Origin of the sequence: Actinoplanes rectilineatus, from assembly GCF_000962825.1 — a bacterium.
In the GTDB taxonomy this organism is placed as follows: Bacteria; Actinomycetota; Actinomycetes; order Mycobacteriales; family Micromonosporaceae; genus Actinoplanes; species Actinoplanes rectilineatus.
Genome location: NZ_JZKF01000029.1, coordinates 95311 through 113788, shown reverse-complemented (window position 1 = coordinate 113788; position 18478 = coordinate 95311). Strand labels below are relative to the sequence as shown.

The window sequence follows — 18478 nt, the reverse complement described above, 5'->3', positions numbered from 1 at the left end:
GTCTGATGACGAGGCCGTGACCTGGTGATTCACGGGGATAGTGGCCTCTGTGGAGGCGAAGGCGGCGGGTGAGATCACATCGGTGAAGATGGAGTTCTCTACGCTTCACAACCCCGAGGACCTCACCCGCCGATGGCATCATCTCTCATCACCGCACTGACCGTTACGGCACCCCACGCCGCCACCACCTCAACTGCGGTCACCAAGGGTAACTGTGGTGTTCTGCTGGACGCGCTGGCGAAGATCCCCGATCCGCGGGACCGACGCGGGATCCGCTACCCGTTGTCAGCGGTACTCGGCGTCGCGGTCTGCGCAGTCATGGCCGGGGCACCGTCGTTCGCAGCGATCACCGACTGGCTTCATGACCTCGACGAACAGGCCCGCACCAGGTTCGGCTTTCGGTGACGTCATCCCCGCCGGGACCACGATGTGGCGACTACTGATCCGTCTCGACCCGGCACTGCTGTCCACCGTTCTCACCGGCTGGCTGCACGCCCGTACCCGCCCGCTGTGCCCACCACTACCGCCCAGGTACCGGCAGGTGATCGCGGTGGACGGTAAGACCCTGCGAGGCGCCCGCTCGGGCGACGGCCGGCAGGTGCATCTGCTGTCCGCGCTGGACACCACCACCGGAATCGTGATCGCGCAGGTCACCGTAGACACGAAGTCGAACGAGATCACCTCGTTCGTGCCACTTCTCGACGCCGTCGAAAAGGTCCTCGGCACCCTCACCGGAGTGCTGTTCACCGCCGGCGCCCTGCACACCCGGACCGGCCACGCCGAACAGACCGCCGCCCGCAAGGCGTACCTGCCGGTCCAGGTGAAAGATAACCAGCCGACCCTGTTCAAACAGCTCAAGCAACTGCCCCGGGCACAGATCCCCGTCGGGGACCAGACCCGCGACCGCGGTCACGGCCGGCGCGAGACCCACACCGTCAAAGCCGTCACCGTCGCCACACCCGGCGGCATCGGCTTCCCCCACGCCGAACAGGCCATCCGGATCACGCGGACCCGCATCGTCGCCGGCCAGACCAGCCGCGAGACCACCCACCTGACCGTGCCCCCGCCCGCCCGCCGGCCACACCACGGCCCGCAACCTGCAAACCTGGATCCGCCGACACCGGCACATCAAGAACCGCCTCCACCACGTCCGCGACATGACTTTCCGTGAAGATCTACATCAAGCCCGGGCCAACAACGGACCCGCCGTCATCGCAACCCTGCGTAACACCGCGATCGGCTGGCACCGCGCGAACGGAGCGACCAATATCGCCCGACCTACCCGCCAGGCCAACCGCCAATCACACAACCTGATCATCGCCGTGACCAGCAGTTACCCGACTATTCAATGACCCTGGGGTTCGATGACGTAGCGATACCGACTGAGCCGGGTCGAGGAATCGATGCCGTTACGGGCGATCATGGCCTTGATCCGGCGCTTCGCCAGCACCTGACGCGATTTCCGCTGGGTAAATTCATGCAGGCTGGTTCAGCAGCATGAAGTGCCGGTCAAAAATCTTCTCCAGTTCGCCCATATGCGGCTTTCCCGCAATTTCGGCCTGAATCAATGCAACAGCATGCAGGAGCGCGGTGCGCCACTCATCCAACCGAACGGCGCCAACCACCACAGACTGCACCTCGTTCTCATCTCGATCACAATTTGCCTCAATGTACATCAACGGATCACCTGTCGCCTCGTACTGATAATAGAGAAAATACGGTCCGTCGAACACATACGAAAAGGCTTCCGAGTCGCCGGAAACGATTGAAGAGTAAGCGTTCACTGCGGAACTTATCACCGAAGCCGGAAAGTCGGACCATGCCTCGAAAGGAAATTCGACGCCTTTCAGTGTCAACCACACTCTGCCAGTTACAACACCATCGGGGGAATCAGGCGTCTCAATTCCCTCCACATGCCACACCGCGGCTCGACTCATCGAAATATTTCTCCATAGCATCCGCATCTTTATCAGATGCGCTCGCCAAAATTGAGGTTTTGATTATTTACTTCGTGCGGCTGGGCCCGAATGGCAACATTCGGGCCCAGCCGCGTTCCGGGTCCGGACCAACCATCGGCAGAACGGCCGCCTTCGGCACCACACCCGCCGATGTACGTTTCAACGTCGTGTCCACCGGCACCCATGAGGTGCCCTCACGTGCCCGCTGCGGCTCGACACTCTGCTCGAGCGTCCGCGACCCGTCGGCATTGGCGAACACCTGCGAGTACTCGGTCCGCTCCGACAGGATCTCCACGGCACGACCGCACACCGCGGCCATCCGCTGTGCAGCCGCCTCGTCCGCCTGCTCCCGGACACACGCCACCGGCGCGCCGCCACGGCAGGCGCAGGAAGGCCCACGACCTGCACTCCTGCACCTATCAGCCCCGCAGCGCAGAGCCCCGCCAAACGCAGCGAGACCGTCCCCGGACAGCAGCCATCATCGATCCCCCGCGCATCCCCGTAACAGCCAGTCGATCGAGGAATCTATACAAGCAAGATCATTAATGTAAAGAGTGATCTCACGCTACGCGGTCGGGCCGCTCCCGAGAGGAGCCAGCCGGAGCGCGAGCCGGTGATCACCTAACGCCTCCAGCCACCGCCAGCCAACCGCACCACACCCGCGCGACCCCCGGAAGGCGACACATGCGCCGGTCGCTCCCACAGGACCTTGGCACACATGGTCGTCGCCAGGATCGTCATGGCCGCCTGGGGTTCGGATCGCACCGGCGGGCTCACCATTCCGACATCCCTCCCGACGCAGACAGACAGTCGGACATCAAACCTCTCGGATCCCTTGCGGCGCCGTCCGAATAGGTCGACACGGTCATCTCATGGCCGACGTCGTCCCACAAAATTCCATTACCACCTTCATGGCTTCATCCGCATCATTCACCCACTTTGAATCCTCGCCATAATTCAAAAGAAAGAACATTACTTCTCCTGAAATGAAGAACTGATCCGGCCGCCTAAGGAGCACGAACGCCCGACACGGTAGCGCGGACATCAACACTCCCGGCCACGACGTCATGCCCCCGCTTCGACCGGCCTTCGACACGTCTGGTGGCGTGCGTCGCGTTCCTGCTCCCACCGCCACGTCGGCCGTCGCTGCCGCATCCGTCGAGGACAACGGCGACGGAACCGGCGAAGACGAACAGCCGGGGGTCTGCCGATCACCGGCAGTGCCACCGCCTCGATGGTGGCCGCGGGTGTTTTGCTCGTCGTGGGCGGGGCTGCGGCCCCGGTCACCAGCCAACGTCGGCGGGTTCTCTGATCAGCGGGCTTTCACGCGTACCCCAGGACGGGGTTGATCGGGGATGCATGGTGGTGATCTATGTCTGGACCGTGAAGAGGGTCCAACGGCTTCGGTAACAGCGGGTTGCGGGAGCGTGCCATACTCCCGCACATGACGTCACGGTTCCGCCACGAACGGTCCTTTGCCCTGCTCGCTGCGGCTGCCGTTGTTCTGATCGCCGCGTCGGCCGCGGCCGCGCCACCCGAGACCGTTGACATGCGCACCGCCGTCTCGGGACCGGCCGAAGTGGTCGCCGGGGAGATTCTCGGCATCGAGATCGGCACGACCGTTCCCGGGCCGCCGCCCCCGACCGGCGTCAAGCTGACCGTCACACTGCCCGAGGGTGTGGGCTACGAGGGTGAGGGCGGCGGATCCGGCCCGTGTTCGGGTGAGGCGGGTGGCCGGGTCGTCGTCTGCATCCCCGACCCGGAGGTGCCGGATCCGGGCAACCGGTCGTGGGGGCTCGGCGGGCGGGTCGCCGCGTCGGTGCCGGCCGGGACCACGCTCACCACCACGGTGGTGGTCTCCTCCGACAGCGAGGAGACGAACCCGGCCGACAACACGGCGCAGCTCGTCACCACTGTCGTCGACCGGGCCGCCGAGTCCCTCACGGTGACCGGTCCGGCCGATCCGATCGTTCCCGGACAGCCGTTCCGCGCCACGGTGAAGGCCCGCCACGGCGCCGGCCAGCCGCTGAAGAACTTCCACCTGATCACGTCGTTCGGTGACTGGTTCGAGGGCGGCCGGATCGTGAACCTTCCGGAGGTCGAGTGTTCGGCCGACCCGGGTTCGCTGCTGTGTGAGACCGGCAAGACCTTGGAGCCGAACAGCGAGCTGTCCTTCGAGTACGAGTTCCGCACCAGCGCCGACCCGAAGGACTATCCGGAGAGCGCCGTCACGCTGGGGTTCCGGAGTTACTCGTACAGCCAGGACTACACGGTCTCCGCGAGCACGCTGATCCATTTCGCCAAGGCGCCCGCCCCGTCGACGTCGGTGTCGGTGTCGCCGTCGGCTTCCCGGTCGGCATCGGCGTCACCGTCGCCGTCGCGTTCGGTTTCGGCCAGTCCCAGCGTCAGCCCGTCCGCGACCGGGACCGGTGGCGGTCTGCCGATCACCGGCAGTGCCACCGCCCCGCTGATGGCCGTCGGCGCGCTTCTCGTCGCCGCCGGCACCGGTGCGCTCCTGGCTACCCGGCGGCGCCGCACTTTCTGACAGCCCGCACCTCTGACAGCCCGCACCTCTGACAGCCCGCACCTCTGGCCGCCCGCGCCTCTGACCGGTAAGCCCGGAATCCGTTGCACCACAACGGATTCCGGGCTTTTCGGTGTCTCCGCACATCGAGGAATCGGGGCCACTCCCGGGCGTTCTCATGATCTACGGTCTCGATCACAGCCGTTCAGTGTTCTGAATGGCCAGTTCGCCGATGGCAACATTGAGGGGACGACCACGTGCATACAAACATCAAGCGGGCAATCGGCGGTGTGACGGCGACCGTCACCGCGATCGGCCTCGCCACCGCTCTGGGAGCGACGCCCGCTCAGGCGCAGTCGAATGTAACCGCCTACAGCAACGCCCGGGGCGGATACACGAGCCAGGCCGCGGTAACGCGATTCACTGCCTACGGTGACAAGATCACCCTTTTCGACCAGGCGGCGGACGGCGCCGGCGTCCATGGGGACTGGTTCTACACCGACGTGAACGGCCGGGAGTACGAGCAGACCGATCTGTACTGGGGTGGCGGCGCGGGTACCTCCCACACCTGGGACTTCGATATCCCCGAGAACGTCATCGTGACCGTCATCGCCTGCATCAGGGACAACGGAGACATCATCGTTGTCACGTGCGACGTTCAGCACAGCAGTTGATACACCCCACGCTCTGAGGGACGGAGAATCTCTGCCTTCTCAGACCGCCAGGGGAACCGCGGTCTCCTTCGGCGCTTCGGCGGTGATGGCGGCCGCGGTGCGGCGGCTGCGGACTCCGCCGGCGACGCAGAGCGCCAGGCCGACGGCGAGCCAGGCTGCCAGCACGATGATCGCGTGGGCGCTGCCGTGGCCGTCGAAGAAGGCGACGGAACGCAGCAGCTGACCGCCGGCACCCGGGGGAAGCAGCTGGCCGAGGGCCCCGGACCAGCCGGGCAGCATCTCCGGGGCGGTCGCGCTGCCGGAGAGCGGGTTGCCGATCAGCATCATGATCACGGCGCCGAGGCCCAGGCCCGGGTAGCCGAGCAGGGACTCCAGGCCGAGCAGGGTGAACGACGTGGCGGCGACGGTGAGGCTGATGGCGCCGACGTTGGTCAGGTAGGAGCCGTCCAGCGAGCCGAACCAGAACTGCAGGATGGCCGTGATGGCCAGGCCGCCGGCGACGGCGAAGGCCAGCGCTCCGACGATGCGGCGGCCGGTGCCGCGTACCAGCCGGGTCATCAGGACCGCGGTGAGCATGCCGCTCATGACCAGGGGCAGGGCGGCGGCGGCGAGTCCGGCGCCGCGCGGGTCGTCGGCAGGCAGGGCGGCCAGGTCGCGAACCGTGACGGTGGTGCCGGCGTCCGGTGCGGCCGCCTGGCTGAGGGCGGTGCCCACGCCCTGCAGGGTCTGTGCGACCGAGGCGCTGGCCGCGGAGGCGGTCAGGATCTGCGGGGCGCCGGTGCTGAGGTCGATCGCCCCGTAGACCTCCCGGTCGAGGATCAGTTGTTCGGCGGCGGCGGTGTCGGCGACGACGGTGACCTCGAAGGCGTCCGGCATCTTCGCCTCCAGCGCGGAGGTGACCTGCTCGACCGCGGCGGCCGGGCCGGCGACGGCGATCGGCACGTCGTGCACCGACGAGCGCACCGACGGCCAGGCGAACGCGGTGAGCAGCACGCTGATGATCACCGTCAGGAGGGCCGCGGCCCCGAACACCTTCGGCCAGGGCGTCGGATCGGTTTCGGTCATCACATCTCCTTAGGGAACGATCGTTCGTTTTTAGAATGCGCGCACCGGGCCTGCTTGTCAAGAACGATCGTTCGCTTTAGCGTCGGCTCATGCCTCGCGTCTCTGAGCAATACCGGGCCGACCGCCGCACCGAGATCCTGGTCGCCGCCACCCGCCTGTTCGCCGTCAACGGGTTCCACAGCACCTCGATGGCCGACATCATCACCGAGTGCGGGCTGTCGGCCGGGGCGGTCTACCGCTACTTCAGCAGCAAGGAGGAGCTGATCGCGGCATCGGCGGAATCCGCGCTGTCAGCGGCGAACGAGACGTTCCAGGCGCTGCTCGCCGACGGCGCCACGCCATCTCCCGAGCAGGCGCTGACCGCGCTCATCGAGACGATCGACAGACGCATCGTCAACCATCGGGCCGACGGTGCCGACCTCACCCGCATCGGCGTCCAGGTGTGGGCCGAGGCCCTGCGCAGCCCGGCGCTCGCGGCCCAGGCGAACACGGTGTACCAGCAGCTGCGGGGCAACTTCGCGGAGGTGATCCGGCGCTGGCAGGCGGCCGGCCACACCCCCGCGGATCTCGTGCCGGAACACGCGGGCGGGGCCATGCTGAGCCTGGTGCAGGGCTTCATCCTGCAGCGCTTGCTGGTCGACGGCACCAGCACCGAGGCCTACCTGTCCGGCGTACGCGGTCTGCTGGCCTCCGCCCCCGCTGCTGACGCCACATGACGGCACCGCCACGCCACCGGACGCCGGGACACGGTGCCGGCCGCGTCCCACACCGCTGACGGTCGCGTGTCCGGCGGCCGTCAGCGACGCCGGCTAGCGCAGGGCCGCCAGCTGGGTGGCCCGGGCAGCCAGGCGATCGACCCGTTTGCGGGCTTCGGCGTCGTCGCCGGACTCCAGGTCGCCGAGGAGTGCGACGTAGTCGCCGGCCAGGGCGGCGTAGTGCGTCCGGAAACCGCGGCTGCCGGCGCGGTAACCGGCGTCCAGGTCGATGATCTGCTGGGCGACCGCGGACGCCGCGGCACTCAGGGCCACCCGGTCGTCGGTGGCGGCGTCCAGACGTTCGCGGCGGTCCAGCGCCGCCCGGGCGGCGCGACGGCCCGTCAGCCACAGCAGCAGCGAACCCAGCACGACGGCCGATACGGCGGCTCCGGCGATCAGGTAGCGCGGCAGGTACGGGTTGATGGTGCGCGGCCCGTCCGTGAGGAGTCCGGTCTTGACCAGACGGTCGTAGTTGACCGCGACGACCTTGACGGTGGACAGCGGGTCACCGCCGAACTGCTGGATGCCGGTGCCGATGGTGGCCTCGATCGTCATCAGTTCGCCACCGCCGGGGAACATCGCACAGCCGTACCGGTTCCAGCCGTCCCCCCGGGGGCGCAGCGCCAGGACCAGGACGCCGTCGGCGGCGCGTTCCAGCGAGTCGCAGACCGGAGCCGGATCGCTGGTGCTCTGGTCCAGGAAGAGCACGATGAGACGGCGATTGCCGATGATCTGCTCGGCGGCGGGGACGTCCAGGTCGACGCCGGGTGCGGCGTACACCGACGAGGTGCGCACCTGCCGGGCGATCGGGCCCTCGAACAGGCCGCCGGTCCACAACGCCCAGCCGGCCAGGACCAGGCACGCCAGCGAGGCCAGCGCGAACGGTGACACCACGGCCCGCACGATACGGCGCAGTCTCACGCGAGCCGCCCCCTCAGGTATTCGGCCGGCCGGTACCCGCGGTACGGCAGCAGGCGGGCGGCACGGTCCAGCTCGATCTCCGCGTTACGCAGCATGGCGCGTACGTGAGCATCGGGAAGATCGGCGTCGACGGCGTCCCGCGCGGCGGTGAGGCTGACCAGCGCCCGGGCCAGCGGGGTCTCGCTGCGCTGATCCGCGAGTGCGGACATCTCCACCGCGAGGGCGGTCAGCGCGGCGAGCTGGGCGAGCGTCCCGGGAATCAGGCGGGCGACCTGCGGACCGGCCGGGAGCAGGATCGGCCGCGCCGAGATCACCACGAACAGCAGCACACACAGCACGAAGATCCACGGCAGGGCGGGCAGGGCTACCCGCAGCGGATCCGGCGGCTGGTAGGGCAACGGCCGGTCGAAGATCCCCGCGAACCGGATTTCGGTGACGCGCTGCAGATAGGTCTCCAGAACACCACGCTGTGTGTACGCGCTGCGCTCCATCACCGATGCGGCCTGCGAGTAGAAGCCGGCCGCCGCGATGTCGGCGAAGTCGCCGGCGAACGGGCCGGAGTACTCGATCCAGCCGCCGTACATCACCACGATCGGGGTGTCCGGAAACAGCTTCGCCAGCGCCGGGCCGTACTCCGGAACGGGTTTCCCGAGCGGCTGCACCGGCAGCGCAACGTAGAGCACACGCCCGTCCGGGAACGCCGTCGATTTCTGCGGCGCCTCCTCCAGCGCCGCGCCCTCGGCCCGGTGGAATCCGCCGGCCCGCAGATCGGCGGCGACCACCGCGGTCTCGGCGGCGGTCGGTTCCCGCCATCGCAGCGTCTCCGGCATCGCCGGCGCCGGCTGGTCGCGCAGGTCGGCGATGAGCAGGAGCAGCGAATTCGTCACGTCGGCGGTGGCGAACTCGTCCCGCCAGTCGGCCAAAGTCGAGCCGCCGACCGAGATCGTGCCGAGGGTCACCGCAGTGCCGATGATGCGCAGGTCGGCCTCCTCGACCGCGCGAAGCCGTTCGGTGGATGCCTCGTCGAGGCCGGGCGGCACGGCCAGGATCCGCAGTCCACTGTCCCCGATCGCGGCGTCGACCCGGGCGGTGTCCCACCGCGCGACGGTGCCCGGCAGCCGCACCACCGGCGACGCCCGTACCAGTCGGGTCATCTCCTCGACCGACGGCAGCGTCACGGTGCCGGCCGGGGCGACCTTGCCGTTACCGCCGGCCGGCGACCGGGCGTAGCTGACCTCGAAGTCGCTGCGCTGGCTGCCCAGGAACACGAGTATGGTGAGCGCGGCGACCGTGAGGGCGGCCCACCGCACCGTCTGGCTGATCATTCGCGCCACATCCGGTCGGCGGTCTCGGCGAGGTCGGTGGCCTCCCGGGCGGCGTCCGGTCCGCCTCTCGCGGCGGCGATGGTCTCGGCCCGGCGCAGCAGCCCGGTCGCCTCGGCGTCACGCGGCGCGCCCGCCCCGGCGGCGTCCCGGCTGATCGAGGCGGCGGTGATCGCGGCGTGCGCGGTGGACCAGGCGACCCGGCGTTGCAGCGCGCGTTCCCGCAGCCGGGGCACAGCGACCGCCGCGTACCCCGATCCCACCAGCACGACAGCCCCGATCCCCCAGATCAACCACATCGGTGCAGGGTAACGGGTTCCGACCGCACCGTTGATCGTGTCAGGGACCACAGTCACCGGGGTACCGGCAGCAGCCGGTGAGCGTGGCCAATGTGAAGGTCAACCCGTGATCCAGGCGAGGTTGACCTTGCGGAAGGCGATCGAACGGTGTGAGGTGGCGCTCGCGCCGGTGTCCTCGTTGACCTCGACCAGGGCGCCGACGAAGAAGTCGGCGGTCTTCGCCATGCTGGAGTAGCCGCCCTCGGCGACCGTGCCGGTGCCCAGTGCGGGCCAGGCCGGCAGTGGCGCGTCGCTCAGCGGGCGGCTGACCGGCCAGGTCGCCGCCTCGTCGGTGCTGATCCGGATCGTCATGTGCTGCCGGTTCGCCGAACTCGCCGAGTTGAGGAAGACGATCCGGGCCGGCGACGGCAGGTTGTACCGCAGGATCGACGCCTCGGCGTGCGGGTCGGGCAGGGCCTGCTCCGGGGCGTACGAGTCGAAGCCCGACTCGATCGTGCCGCGGCTCACCCAGCGGCTCTTCGCCGTCTCCCACACCGACTTGACGGCGGTGTCGTTGCGCATCAGCCGGCCGTCGGTCAGTTCGAGCAGGGTGCTCTCGCCGGTGACCTCGTTGCCGTTCGCCATCGGCGCGCTCGTCCACGTCGTGCCGCCGTCGTCGCTGTAGATGTTGCGGTTGGTGGCCGGCACGACCAGCCGTCCGGTCGTCGTCTGCACGCCGGTGCCCGGGCCGACCGCGTCCCACGCCCACACCCTGCCGTCGGCGTGCACCTTCGGGGTGACGTCGGCGGTCAGGTCGACCGGGCCGGTCCATTTCGTGCCGTCGTCGTCGACACTGCTGGTGAACAGTCTGACCCGCCGGTCACCCCACGCGGAGATCTCGGTGGTGCCGTCGGCGCCGTCGGCGCTCTTGTCGGCGGCGTTCCACGACACGAACAGGAAGATGGTGCCGGTGTTCCGGTCGACCACCGCGGTCGGGTTGCCCCAGGTGCCCTGGCCGGTCCCGACCACCTCGTCGATCGCGGACCAGGTCTTCCCGTTGTCGGTGGACCGCTTGAACATCAGGTTGATGTTGCCGTGGTCCCGGTTGGAGGAGACCCGGCCCTCGGCGAACGCCAGGAGCGTGTCCTTCGTGGTGCGGATCAGCGACGGGATCCGGAACGAGTGGTAGGTGACACCCGCGTAGGTCTCCCCGTTCCCGTCGAACAGGAGCAGTTCGCTGTGCTTGGCGTCCGCCGCGGCCGCGGGCGTGCCGGGCATGACGAGTCCGCAGAGCAGCATCACCGCTGCGCCCAGGGCGAGCCGCCGGTGCCGTCGCATGGAGGAGTCCTTCCGTAGATCCACAGTAGGGCCCCATCGTCACCCGGCGCCGCCGCCGGCGGTGTCCCGTTCGCTGTAGGTATCGTCACTGTCGTCGTCCCGGAACGGCACGGTCCGGAACGGCACGATCCGGAACCGCCGTTTCGGGGATCGAGACGCGGGAATGAGAGATGCCGGGCCTGTGGCGGCGTTTCCGGCAGCGGCAGAACGACCGCGGATCAGGCGACCCGGCTGCCGAACGCGTCGAGTGACACCTTCGCCCAGTCACGCCAGGTGGTGAGGCGCTGCTCGTAGATGGCCTCGATCTCCGGCAGCACGTCGCCCATGACCAGGCGGCGTGGCGGGTTCTCCGCATCGACCAGGGCGAGGAGCGCCGCCGTCGTCGCCGTCGGGTCGCCCAGGCGGAAATCGATCTCCGGGCGCGGGTACGCCGGCGACTCCGCACTCTGGTGGATCGCGCCCACGAACCCGGTCGCGTACGGGCCCGGCTCCACCAGCGTCACGTGGAACCCGAAGTCCGCCGTCTCCAGCGCCAGCGCCTCGGTCAGTCCTTCGACCGCCCACTTCGACGCGTGGTAGGCACCGAATCCCGGGTACGCCCGGACGCCGCCCTCGCTGGTCACCTGCAGCAGGTGCCCGGCGTTCTGGCGGCGCAGGACGGGCAGGACCGCCTGGGTCACCCAGACCGCGCCGAAGAAGTTGGTCTCCATCTGCCGGCGCAGTTCGCGTTCGGTGACCTCCTCGACCATGCCGACGTGGCCGTATCCGGCGGCGTTGACGACCACGTCGATCCGGCCGAAGCGTTGGACCACGTGGTCGACGGCCGCGAACACCGCTTCCCGGTCGGTGACGTCGAGGGTCAGCGGCAGCACCGCGTCGCCGAACCGCTCGACGAGGGCCGGGTCGACGGCGCTGCGGGCGGCGACGGCCACCCGGTCGCCGCGTTCCAGGGCGGCCTGCGCCCAGAGCCGGCCGAAGCCACTGGACGCGCCGGTGATGAACCAGATCTTCTGCATGCCTGAAGTCTGCGCACCCGTCGGCCATGCCACCAGCGAATGTTTCGCATGGCAGGTATTCCAGGATGGCATACTCGGCCGATGGGACTGAACGTTCACCCGCAACTGCTGCTCGCCCTGCGGACCGTGCTGGACGCCGGTTCGCTCACCGCCGCGTCCGAACGTCTCGGGTTCACCCAGTCCGCGCTGTCGAAACAGATCGCCACCCTGGAGGCCGCCGCCGGCACTCCGCTGGTCCGCCGCGGCCCGCGCGGCGTCGAACCGACCGACGCGGGCACCCGGCTGGCGGCCCGGGCGGCGGCTGTCCTCGACCAGCTCGACGCCGCCCAGCGCGAACTCGACGACCTGTCCGCCCCGCTCGGCGGCCGGCTGACCCTCGGCGGCTTCCCCGCGACCGCGATGGAGCTGGCGCCGCGCACGCTCGCCCGCCTCCGCACCGAACACCCCTCCCTCGAGATCGACTTCTTGGAGTCGTCGACGGCCGTGCAGGTCCGGCGGTTACGGGCGGGCCGTCTGGATCTCGCGCTTCTCGCGACCGGCGAGGGCCTTCCGGGGTACGACCTGACGGGCATCGACATCGAGCGTCTGCCCGCCGGCCCGCTGATGGTCGCGGTGAGCCGCCGGCACCGGCTGGCCCACGCCCGGCGGGTGACGGTCGCCGACCTCGCCGGCGAGGGCTGGATCGTCGGCCGGGCCACCCGGTCCGAGCCGCAGTTCGGCGCCTGGCCCACCCTGACGAACGCCCGGATCGTCGCCGAACTGGGCGACTGGTCCGCCCGGCTCGGCTTCGTCGCGGCCGGCCTCGGCATCGCCACCGTCCCGAGCCTCAGCACGGGCGTGCTGCCCGGCGACGTGGTCTGCCTCGCGGTCGACGACCCGTCGTGGACGGGACGAACGTTGAGCCTCGCCCGGATCGGCGCGCTCACACCCTCGGCGGCCGCGGTCCGGGCCGCCCTGCGCATCGAGGCGCAAGCCATGGCCGACCGCTGAACGACTCGCCAACCATCGATCGGCTTCCCGAACGCCGTCGCGCCGCATGCGACCGTGTCCGACCGGCGGGCTGACCGGGTTCGTCAGCCTCGAAACCGAGCGTGCGTCGGTGCTCGAACGCTGCGAGACTGCGGCGTCGGCGCGCTCAGCCCTCAGCCCGTAAGGTCGAAGTGCGGCTCAGAACCCCGTTGTCGTCGATGTCACGGAGCACGGCCGGCAGCGCATCGGTCAGCATCTTCTCGCGCACGGATTTGAGCAACCGCGACATGGCGAACCCGCCGACCCCGGTGAAGCCGGTGTGCTCCCACGTGAAGCGCGTGCCGCCGGCCTGCGGTGCCAGCCGGTACGCCACGACGGACGGCTTGTCGCCCTCGTCGCCGACCCAGGTGTAGCGCAGCAGATGCGGGGCCCGCACCTCGACCACCTCGCAGTCGACGATGCCGCGCCACCCCATGGTCGGTTTCGCCACGAACCGGAACCTGTTGCCGACGGTCGGGGAGAAACCCTCCGGTCGCCCGCCCTGACCGGTGGATGTCCAGAGCGGAACCAGGCCGGGATCGGTCAAGGCCCGCCACACCCGTTGGGCGGGGTACGGGTAGTCCCGGGTGACACGAAACTCGCTCATGCACATCTCCTCGAGATCGAACTGAACTTACCGTAACGGCATTTATGCTGCGACTACAAGATTTTAGTCGCAGTAAGTTTTCTGACGCTGTATTAACATGACGACATGACCAGCGTCGAGGAGCGGCAACCGGCCGAAGGGCTGCGGGAGCGCAAGAAGCGGCTGATGCGCCGGCAGCTGTCGGACACCGCGGCGCGGATGTTCATGGAACACGGGTTCGACGGCGTCCGGGTCAGCGAGGTCGCGGACGCGTGCGGCGTGTCGCAGAAGACCGTCTTCAACTACTTCCCCACCAAGGAAGCTCTGGTCATGGACCGGCTCGAGGCGACAGCATCGTCGTTGCGCACGGGATTGGCCGACCGTTCGCGGCCACCGGTGGAGGCGGCACTCAACATCCTGAACGCGGAACTGACCGCCCTCACCGCATCGTTGAGCGACCACGACGATCCCGCCGCATCGATCAGCGACTATCAACGATTCGGCGAGTTGATCAGGGCTACGCCGTCGTTGAGGGCGTATCAGAGCGAGATGATGGACCGCTTCATCGCCGAAGCGGCCGACATGCTTGCGCAACGAACCGGCATGAGCGTCGAGGACCCCGAACCGCAGATCGCCGCCGCGGCGCTGCTGGGACTCTGGCGCGTGCAGTTCCAGAGCTTGCACCGGCACATGAAGCCGGGCCGGGCTCCGAACGACATTCGTGAGAACGTACGCGCCGATGTGGGGCGGGCCGCTCAGGTGCTCAACGTCGGGCTGGCCGCCCTCGAGTCCTGATCCACCGGACAGACGAGGCACGCCGCCGGCGAGGGCCCGGCAGACCACCCGCCCGCCATCGCAGTCGATCACCACCGCCATGGACGGGGCCCCGTGGCAACACCGGGGGCTCCGTCACTGGGGAAGCCGGGGACTGCGGTTGCGCGTACCCCCGGAAGAGCGTCAGCGGAAGACCAAGCCGGCGCCGACCTCGAGGACCTGGCCGGTTATGGCGGCGGAGCCTTCCCCGGCCAGCAGCCGCACCGTCGCGACCAGATCGTCCGGAGTGAGTGCTCGGGGGATGGCCTGGCGGGAGACGACCGGGGTCTGGTGGTTGCCCACGCCGCGGCCGGCTGCGTGTTCGGCGCGTTCGAGTTCGTCTTCGCCTTCGGTGCGGATCGCGCCCGGGGAGAGGGCGTTCACGGTCACGCCGCCGGGGCCGAGCGCCCGGGCGAGGGAGCGGGTAAGGCCGATGAGGGCGGCTTTGCTGGACACGTAGGCGGGGCCGGACGGGCCGCCGAGCGCTACCGTCGGTGAGACCACGTTGATGATGCGGCCCCACCCGCGGGCGGACATCCCTGCTCCGAGCGCTTGGGCGAGCAACATCGGGGCGGTGACGTTGACGGCGAAGACCGCCTGCCATTCGTCGACGGTCATCGCGTCGATCGGGACGTTCGAGGCGCGGGCGGCGTTGTTGATGAGTACGTCAATGTTGCCCGCGCGATGGGCCAGATCGGTCACGGCGGACGAGTCGGCGAGGTCGGCGTCGAGGGTTTCGGCCTGTGCGCCGAGGTCGCGGCAGCGGCGGGCCACCTCTTCGGCCTCGGCGGTGGCGTCGAGGTGGTGCAGGAGCAGGGTGACGCCGGGGGCGGCGAGACCGGTGGCCAGGGCGGCGCCGATCCCACGCCGGGCGCCGGTGACGAGAATGCGCTGATCCATCCCGCCATCGTCGGGGAACCGGGGCGGGCCGCGCCACGTCTGAGCTGTTGTGCGTATACGACTGATCGCCGCGCTGCTGCTCCTCGGCGGTTGTGCGAGCCCGGAGATGGCAGCGAGCCCGGAACCGGAGATCCACAGCTCCTGGGAATCCTGCGGTGACGTGGCGAAGACGGATGAGGGCACGCTGCCGCACCTCGATGACAGCTTCCGGCCCGTCGCCGTCGTCATCTGCCGCGAGACTGATCGGGAACGGCCGGGCGGCGGCACCGAACGGGTCGTCGTCGAGGCCCGGGGCGACGACGTGAGTGCGCTGCTGCCGGCCCTGCGGCTACCCGACGAGCCGGACACCGACCCCGGCACCCCCTGCACCGCGGACGGGCAGATCGCCCTCTGGTTCGCGCTGCTCGACGCCGAGGGCCGTTGGATGCGCCCCGGCATCCCGGTCGACAGGTGCCACAAGTTCCGCACCGAGTTCACGACCGCCTACCAGAATCTGGCGACCCGCACGGTGAGCACGACGGTGGTCGGGCAGTTCACCTCCGACGAGGCCGCCGCGAGCGGATGCGACCAGGACCGGGCCTACTCCCCACCGTGTTCCGGCAGGGCAGCGACCGGCTGACCGCACTGCTGTTCTAGACACGTTTCGTCATCAGGGTCCGCATGGTGACTTCAGCCGCCCATCCCGCCCGTAATCACCACACCCCCACGGGTGTGGTGATTTGGGGCGTCCAGCGCGCCCGTAATCACCACACCCACAACAGCGTGGTGATTTGGGGCGTCCAGCGCGCCCGTAATCACCACACCCACAACAGCGTGGTGATTTCGGGCGTCCAGCGCGCCCGAAATCACCACGCGGATGGGCTTCGCACCCTGACCACGACACGTGTCTAGCTCTTGGCGAGGATCGCCTTGGTGGGGTCGAGCAGCCCGGCATCGACGACCGCCCTGCTCATCGGCCGGGTCAGTTCGGCCAGCCGGGCGCAACCCTCCACGCCCAGCACCGTGTACGCGGGCACGGCCAGCCGGTCGGTCGTCGCCTCCACCCAGGCCCGCTGCGCCCGGCCGGAGTCGCTCAGCGCCGGCTCGTCGCCCTCGACCAGGCCGCGCTCGCGGAGGCCCTCGACGGCCGCCGACCACTGCTCGTCGCTCCACCCGCGACTGCGGCGCAGGAACTTCGCGGGCACCTCACCGGTCGCGGTGTGCAGGATCAGCGCCTCCAGCCCGGTCAGTCCGGCCATCAGCAGGGCGGCCAGGTGCCCGTCGCCGCGGAACTCCCGCAGCAGCGTCTGCGCGTGCCAGAGCACCGGCAGCGGTTCGTCCGGCCAGGTCAGCGTCGCGTGGGCGGCGAAGAGGACACGCCCTTCGGGGTACGCCGTAGCCGACTCCGCTGCCCGACGGGCGAGATCGGCGGCCTCGCGCATCTCGGCGGAGTCCACCCGGTCGCCGAGTGCCCGGGTCAGCGCCGCGACGGCGCCCTCCCGGCGGGCGGCGAGGACGGCCTGCGGTGTCGTCGTCTCCCACACGGCGGGCAGCGCCCGGGCGACCAGCGCCGGGTTGAAGTTGAAGAAGGCCCCGGCGACCGCCCCGGCACCGACCGGGCCCATCGGCGCCGACCGGGACGCGAAGTATCCGGCCGCCGGGTCGATGCCCAGCGCCGCGTACCGCTCGTGGGCCTCCGGAACGAAATAGATCATCCCGTGCAGCGGTTCGGCGGCCCGCCAGGCGCGACGCCCGTGCACGGGTTCGATCGTGGACGGCGGCAGCCAGTCGGTCGGATCGGTCATGGCGTCACCTTCCGTCGGGACTGTTACCGCTCGGTAGCGTCGCACGCGGCTCCTGCCCGTGTCACCAACCGCCGCCGGACCCCGCCGCTCGTCACCCGAATCCGCCGATGGGGAAGCCCGGCAGGCCGGCCGGTGATCTGTTCGCGGAGATGGCCGCCCGCCTGGCGCCGGCCGCCTTCGACGCGGCGATGGAACGCCGGCTGGCAGCGACGGCACCGCCCGACCCGCACGCCGTGACCGAACAGACGTTCGTGATGCTCGACCCGGCGCTGCCGCATGGAGTGTCATGAAACACTGTGGACGGGACAGCCGGGCCGCACGGGGATCGATAGCGTGATCCTCGTGCATCTGCCGGAATCACTGCGCGAACTGATCGCCTCGGGCCCGCTGGTCCACCTCAGCACCGTCAACGCGGACGGCAGTCCGCAGGTCAGCGTCATCTGGATCGGCGTGGACGGCGACGACCTGGTGAGCGGCCACATGGGACGGTATGCGAAGCTGCGCAACATCGAGCGTGACCCGCGAGTGGCGCTCTCATTCGAGGGGCCGCGGGACCCGTCGGTCACGCTGAACCCCTATGCGGTGCTCTACGCGCATGCCACCGTCGAGCCGAGCGACCGTGCCTGGGACGTGCTCGACGACCTGACCAAGGTCTACCAGGGTCCGGACGTCACGTTCCCGGCACCGAAGGGCCCCGGTTACCTCATCCGTTACCGGGTGGAACGGATCAGCGGCGTCGGCCCCTGGACGGTCACTTCCGCTGAGCCCCGGCCGTGACGGCGGCGCCCTCGATCACCACGTCCAGGCAGTCCCGGAACAGGTCGTCCACGGTGCGGCCCGGCTCGAAATAGGCGGCGACCGCGGTCGGATGCCGTTCGGTGAACGCGGCCATGTCGAAACCCTTCAGCGTGTCGGCGTCCGGGCGGGGAGCCTGTTCCTCGAGGACGTGCCCGACGGTGAACCGTTCGACCGTCAGCACGATCACCCGGGCCTGCCGTAACGGGATGCCGCGCGCCACCAGGGTGCTCATGGCCAGTTCGGAGATCGCCGCCATGGTGTGCGAGAGCTGCGACGCGGAGACGACCCGGGCGCCGTCCGGGTGTGCCAGGAGCGCCCGGCGCAGTCGTCCGGCGAGGTCGCTGAGCCAGTCCTGCCAGTGCTGATCGGGCCCGGGCGGTGTCATCTCGCCGAACTCCTGGTCGAGGATCGCGTCGGCTATCGCGGTGACCAGGGCCGCCTTGTTCGGCAGATGCCAGTAGAGGGTCGGTGACCGCACGCCGAGCCGCGCGGCGAGCCGCCGCGTCGTCACACCGTCGAGGCCTTCGGCGTCGAGCAGGGCGACGGCCTCGGCGACGATGCGTTTTCTGTCCAGCGCCAATGCGGTACCTCCCTCGGCACTCTATCAGCGATAGATTGGTCATCACCGAAGAGGGAACGCGCGCTGACCTCGCATGGCCGAGCAGGGCTGTACTCCGACAGAAGTCGAGAACGCCTCACCCACGGGGGCCAGTCGCTCAACACCGCTGGATCCCGGCC

The 18478-nt window shown here is 69.4% G+C and carries 23 protein-coding genes; 11 read left to right on the top strand and 12 right to left on the bottom strand.

The window, feature by feature from the left end; genetic code table 11:
- Nucleotides 1–132 precede the first annotated feature (132 nt).
- The 3 genes from WH85_RS53075 to WH85_RS53070 are packed head-to-tail and all read left to right on the top strand — an operon-like array spanning nucleotide 133 to nucleotide 1352.
- Nucleotides 133–405, top strand: coding sequence for a transposase family protein (locus WH85_RS53075; RefSeq protein WP_052720685.1), 273 nt, complete (start codon nucleotides 133–135; stop codon nucleotides 403–405).
- Entirely contained in the window at nucleotides 362–1171 is an 810-nt protein-coding gene (locus WH85_RS48210) for an ISAs1 family transposase (RefSeq protein WP_245674052.1), read from the top strand. The genes WH85_RS53075 and WH85_RS48210 overlap by 44 nt, the downstream gene beginning before the upstream one ends.
- On the top strand, nucleotides 1158–1352 hold the full coding sequence (locus tag WH85_RS53070; protein ID WP_245674051.1) for a hypothetical protein: 195 nt from the start codon (nucleotides 1158–1160) through the stop codon (nucleotides 1350–1352). Before WH85_RS48210 ends, WH85_RS53070 begins: the two co-directional genes overlap by 14 nt.
- Before the next feature lie 123 nt (nucleotides 1353–1475).
- On the opposite strand, the gene WH85_RS50650 is transcribed toward WH85_RS53070, so the two are convergent.
- Both WH85_RS50650 and WH85_RS22660 read right to left on the bottom strand, forming a co-directional pair.
- Entirely contained in the window at nucleotides 1476–1913 is a 438-nt protein-coding gene (locus WH85_RS50650) for a hypothetical protein (protein ID WP_157411170.1), read from the bottom strand.
- 91 nt (nucleotides 1914–2004) lie between these two features.
- On the bottom strand, nucleotides 2005–2253 hold the full coding sequence (locus WH85_RS22660) for a hypothetical protein (RefSeq protein ID WP_157411169.1): 249 nt from the start codon (nucleotides 2251–2253) through the stop codon (nucleotides 2005–2007).
- A gap of 1149 nt (nucleotides 2254–3402) precedes the next feature.
- Between WH85_RS22660 and WH85_RS47250 the strand changes: the two genes are divergently transcribed.
- Nucleotides 3403–4503 carry an LPXTG cell wall anchor domain-containing protein gene (locus WH85_RS47250; RefSeq protein ID WP_052720684.1) on the top strand — a complete coding sequence of 367 codons (1101 nt, stop codon included), beginning with the start codon at nucleotides 3403–3405 and terminating at the stop codon, nucleotides 4501–4503.
- 269 nt (nucleotides 4504–4772) lie between these two features.
- Nucleotides 4773–5156, top strand: a complete 384-nt coding sequence (locus WH85_RS22650; protein ID WP_045743959.1) for a hypothetical protein — start codon at nucleotides 4773–4775, stop codon at nucleotides 5154–5156.
- Nucleotides 5157–5195: 39 nt separating this feature from the next.
- Here the strand turns inward: WH85_RS22650 and WH85_RS22645 are convergent, their stop codons facing one another.
- A complete protein-coding gene (locus tag WH85_RS22645; protein WP_045743958.1) occupies nucleotides 5196–6221 on the bottom strand; it encodes an ABC transporter permease in 1026 nt (341 codons plus the stop codon).
- 89 nt (nucleotides 6222–6310) lie between these two features.
- Between WH85_RS22645 and WH85_RS22640 the strand changes: the two genes are divergently transcribed.
- Nucleotides 6311–6937 (top strand): TetR/AcrR family transcriptional regulator, encoded by a 627-nt coding sequence (locus WH85_RS22640; RefSeq protein WP_045743957.1) that lies wholly within the window; start codon nucleotides 6311–6313, stop codon nucleotides 6935–6937.
- Between the two features lie 93 nt (nucleotides 6938–7030).
- Here WH85_RS22640 and WH85_RS22635 read toward each other — a convergent pair whose 3' ends face one another.
- From WH85_RS22635 to WH85_RS22615, 5 genes are all read right to left on the bottom strand, one after another.
- Complete coding sequence (locus WH85_RS22635) at nucleotides 7031–7897, bottom strand: hypothetical protein (protein WP_045743956.1); 867 nt, start codon at nucleotides 7895–7897, stop codon at nucleotides 7031–7033.
- Nucleotides 7894–9222: a hypothetical protein gene (locus WH85_RS22630; protein ID WP_245674050.1), complete on the bottom strand. Its 1329-nt coding sequence runs from the start codon at nucleotides 9220–9222 to the stop codon at nucleotides 7894–7896. The genes WH85_RS22635 and WH85_RS22630 overlap by 4 nt, the downstream gene beginning before the upstream one ends.
- Nucleotides 9219–9518 (bottom strand): DUF6403 family protein, encoded by a 300-nt coding sequence (locus tag WH85_RS22625; RefSeq protein ID WP_045743954.1) that lies wholly within the window; start codon nucleotides 9516–9518, stop codon nucleotides 9219–9221. The genes WH85_RS22630 and WH85_RS22625 overlap by 4 nt, the downstream gene beginning before the upstream one ends.
- Before the next feature lie 99 nt (nucleotides 9519–9617).
- The gene (locus WH85_RS22620) at nucleotides 9618–10835 is read right to left on the bottom strand and encodes a sialidase family protein (protein WP_052720682.1); all 1218 of its coding nucleotides are present in this window, start codon (nucleotides 10833–10835) and stop codon (nucleotides 9618–9620) included.
- Between the two features lie 218 nt (nucleotides 10836–11053).
- Nucleotides 11054–11851, bottom strand: coding sequence for an SDR family NAD(P)-dependent oxidoreductase (locus tag WH85_RS22615; protein WP_045743953.1), 798 nt, complete (start codon nucleotides 11849–11851; stop codon nucleotides 11054–11056).
- Between the two features lie 81 nt (nucleotides 11852–11932).
- Between WH85_RS22615 and WH85_RS22610 the strand changes: the two genes are divergently transcribed.
- Nucleotides 11933–12841, top strand: coding sequence for a LysR family transcriptional regulator (locus WH85_RS22610; RefSeq protein ID WP_045743952.1), 909 nt, complete (start codon nucleotides 11933–11935; stop codon nucleotides 12839–12841).
- A 145-nt stretch (nucleotides 12842–12986) separates the two neighbouring features.
- Here the strand turns inward: WH85_RS22610 and WH85_RS22605 are convergent, their stop codons facing one another.
- Nucleotides 12987–13466: an SRPBCC family protein gene (locus WH85_RS22605; protein WP_045743951.1), complete on the bottom strand. Its 480-nt coding sequence runs from the start codon at nucleotides 13464–13466 to the stop codon at nucleotides 12987–12989.
- 105 nt (nucleotides 13467–13571) lie between these two features.
- On the opposite strand from WH85_RS22605, the gene WH85_RS22600 reads away from it, so the two are divergent.
- Complete coding sequence (locus tag WH85_RS22600; RefSeq protein WP_045743950.1) at nucleotides 13572–14240, top strand: TetR family transcriptional regulator; 669 nt, start codon at nucleotides 13572–13574, stop codon at nucleotides 14238–14240.
- A 162-nt stretch (nucleotides 14241–14402) separates the two neighbouring features.
- On the opposite strand, the gene WH85_RS51670 is transcribed toward WH85_RS22600, so the two are convergent.
- Complete coding sequence (locus tag WH85_RS51670; RefSeq protein ID WP_045743949.1) at nucleotides 14403–15158, bottom strand: SDR family NAD(P)-dependent oxidoreductase; 756 nt, start codon at nucleotides 15156–15158, stop codon at nucleotides 14403–14405.
- A 49-nt stretch (nucleotides 15159–15207) separates the two neighbouring features.
- On the opposite strand from WH85_RS51670, the gene WH85_RS51665 reads away from it, so the two are divergent.
- Nucleotides 15208–15777, top strand: coding sequence for a hypothetical protein (locus tag WH85_RS51665; protein ID WP_045743948.1), 570 nt, complete (start codon nucleotides 15208–15210; stop codon nucleotides 15775–15777).
- A gap of 268 nt (nucleotides 15778–16045) precedes the next feature.
- Here WH85_RS51665 and WH85_RS22585 read toward each other — a convergent pair whose 3' ends face one another.
- Nucleotides 16046–16942 (bottom strand): SCO6745 family protein, encoded by an 897-nt coding sequence (locus tag WH85_RS22585; RefSeq protein ID WP_045743947.1) that lies wholly within the window; start codon nucleotides 16940–16942, stop codon nucleotides 16046–16048.
- A gap of 107 nt (nucleotides 16943–17049) precedes the next feature.
- Between WH85_RS22585 and WH85_RS22580 the strand changes: the two genes are divergently transcribed.
- Both WH85_RS22580 and WH85_RS22575 read left to right on the top strand, forming a co-directional pair.
- Nucleotides 17050–17232: a hypothetical protein gene (locus tag WH85_RS22580; protein WP_045743946.1), complete on the top strand. Its 183-nt coding sequence runs from the start codon at nucleotides 17050–17052 to the stop codon at nucleotides 17230–17232.
- 52 nt (nucleotides 17233–17284) lie between these two features.
- On the top strand, nucleotides 17285–17719 hold the full coding sequence (locus WH85_RS22575; protein ID WP_045743973.1) for a PPOX class F420-dependent oxidoreductase: 435 nt from the start codon (nucleotides 17285–17287) through the stop codon (nucleotides 17717–17719).
- On the opposite strand, the gene WH85_RS22570 is transcribed toward WH85_RS22575, so the two are convergent.
- On the bottom strand, nucleotides 17694–18320 hold the full coding sequence (locus WH85_RS22570) for a TetR/AcrR family transcriptional regulator C-terminal domain-containing protein (RefSeq protein ID WP_045743945.1): 627 nt from the start codon (nucleotides 18318–18320) through the stop codon (nucleotides 17694–17696). The genes WH85_RS22575 and WH85_RS22570 overlap by 26 nt on opposite strands.
- Between the last annotated feature and the right edge of the window lie 158 nt (nucleotides 18321–18478).

Bases quoted from the DNA above. Each gene is read 5' to 3' on its own strand.
- WH85_RS22640 (WP_045743957.1), top strand. From the start codon at position 6,311: ATGCCTCGCGTCTCTGAGCAATACCGGGCCGACCGCCGCACCGAGATC.
- WH85_RS48210 (WP_245674052.1), top strand. From the start codon at position 362: ATGACCTCGACGAACAGGCCCGCACCAGGTTCGGCTTTCGGTGACGTC.
- WH85_RS22605 (WP_045743951.1), bottom strand. From the start codon at position 13,466: ATGAGCGAGTTTCGTGTCACCCGGGACTACCCGTACCCCGCCCAACGG.
- WH85_RS53075 (WP_052720685.1), top strand. From the start codon at position 133: ATGGCATCATCTCTCATCACCGCACTGACCGTTACGGCACCCCACGCC.
- WH85_RS22630 (WP_245674050.1), bottom strand. From the start codon at position 9,222: ATGATCAGCCAGACGGTGCGGTGGGCCGCCCTCACGGTCGCCGCGCTC.
- WH85_RS22645 (WP_045743958.1), bottom strand. From the start codon at position 6,221: ATGACCGAAACCGATCCGACGCCCTGGCCGAAGGTGTTCGGGGCCGCG.
- WH85_RS22615 (WP_045743953.1), bottom strand. From the start codon at position 11,851: ATGCAGAAGATCTGGTTCATCACCGGCGCGTCCAGTGGCTTCGGCCGG.
- WH85_RS22580 (WP_045743946.1), top strand. From the start codon at position 17,050: ATGGGGAAGCCCGGCAGGCCGGCCGGTGATCTGTTCGCGGAGATGGCC.
- WH85_RS22620 (WP_052720682.1), bottom strand. From the start codon at position 10,835: ATGCGACGGCACCGGCGGCTCGCCCTGGGCGCAGCGGTGATGCTGCTC.
- WH85_RS22585 (WP_045743947.1), bottom strand. From the start codon at position 16,942: ATGACCGATCCGACCGACTGGCTGCCGCCGTCCACGATCGAACCCGTG.
- WH85_RS47250 (WP_052720684.1), top strand. From the start codon at position 3,403: ATGACGTCACGGTTCCGCCACGAACGGTCCTTTGCCCTGCTCGCTGCG.
- WH85_RS22625 (WP_045743954.1), bottom strand. From the start codon at position 9,518: ATGTGGTTGATCTGGGGGATCGGGGCTGTCGTGCTGGTGGGATCGGGG.
- WH85_RS22600 (WP_045743950.1), top strand. From the start codon at position 13,572: ATGACCAGCGTCGAGGAGCGGCAACCGGCCGAAGGGCTGCGGGAGCGC.
- WH85_RS22610 (WP_045743952.1), top strand. From the start codon at position 11,933: ATGGGACTGAACGTTCACCCGCAACTGCTGCTCGCCCTGCGGACCGTG.
- WH85_RS51670 (WP_045743949.1), bottom strand. From the start codon at position 15,158: ATGGATCAGCGCATTCTCGTCACCGGCGCCCGGCGTGGGATCGGCGCC.
- WH85_RS53070 (WP_245674051.1), top strand. From the start codon at position 1,158: ATGACTTTCCGTGAAGATCTACATCAAGCCCGGGCCAACAACGGACCC.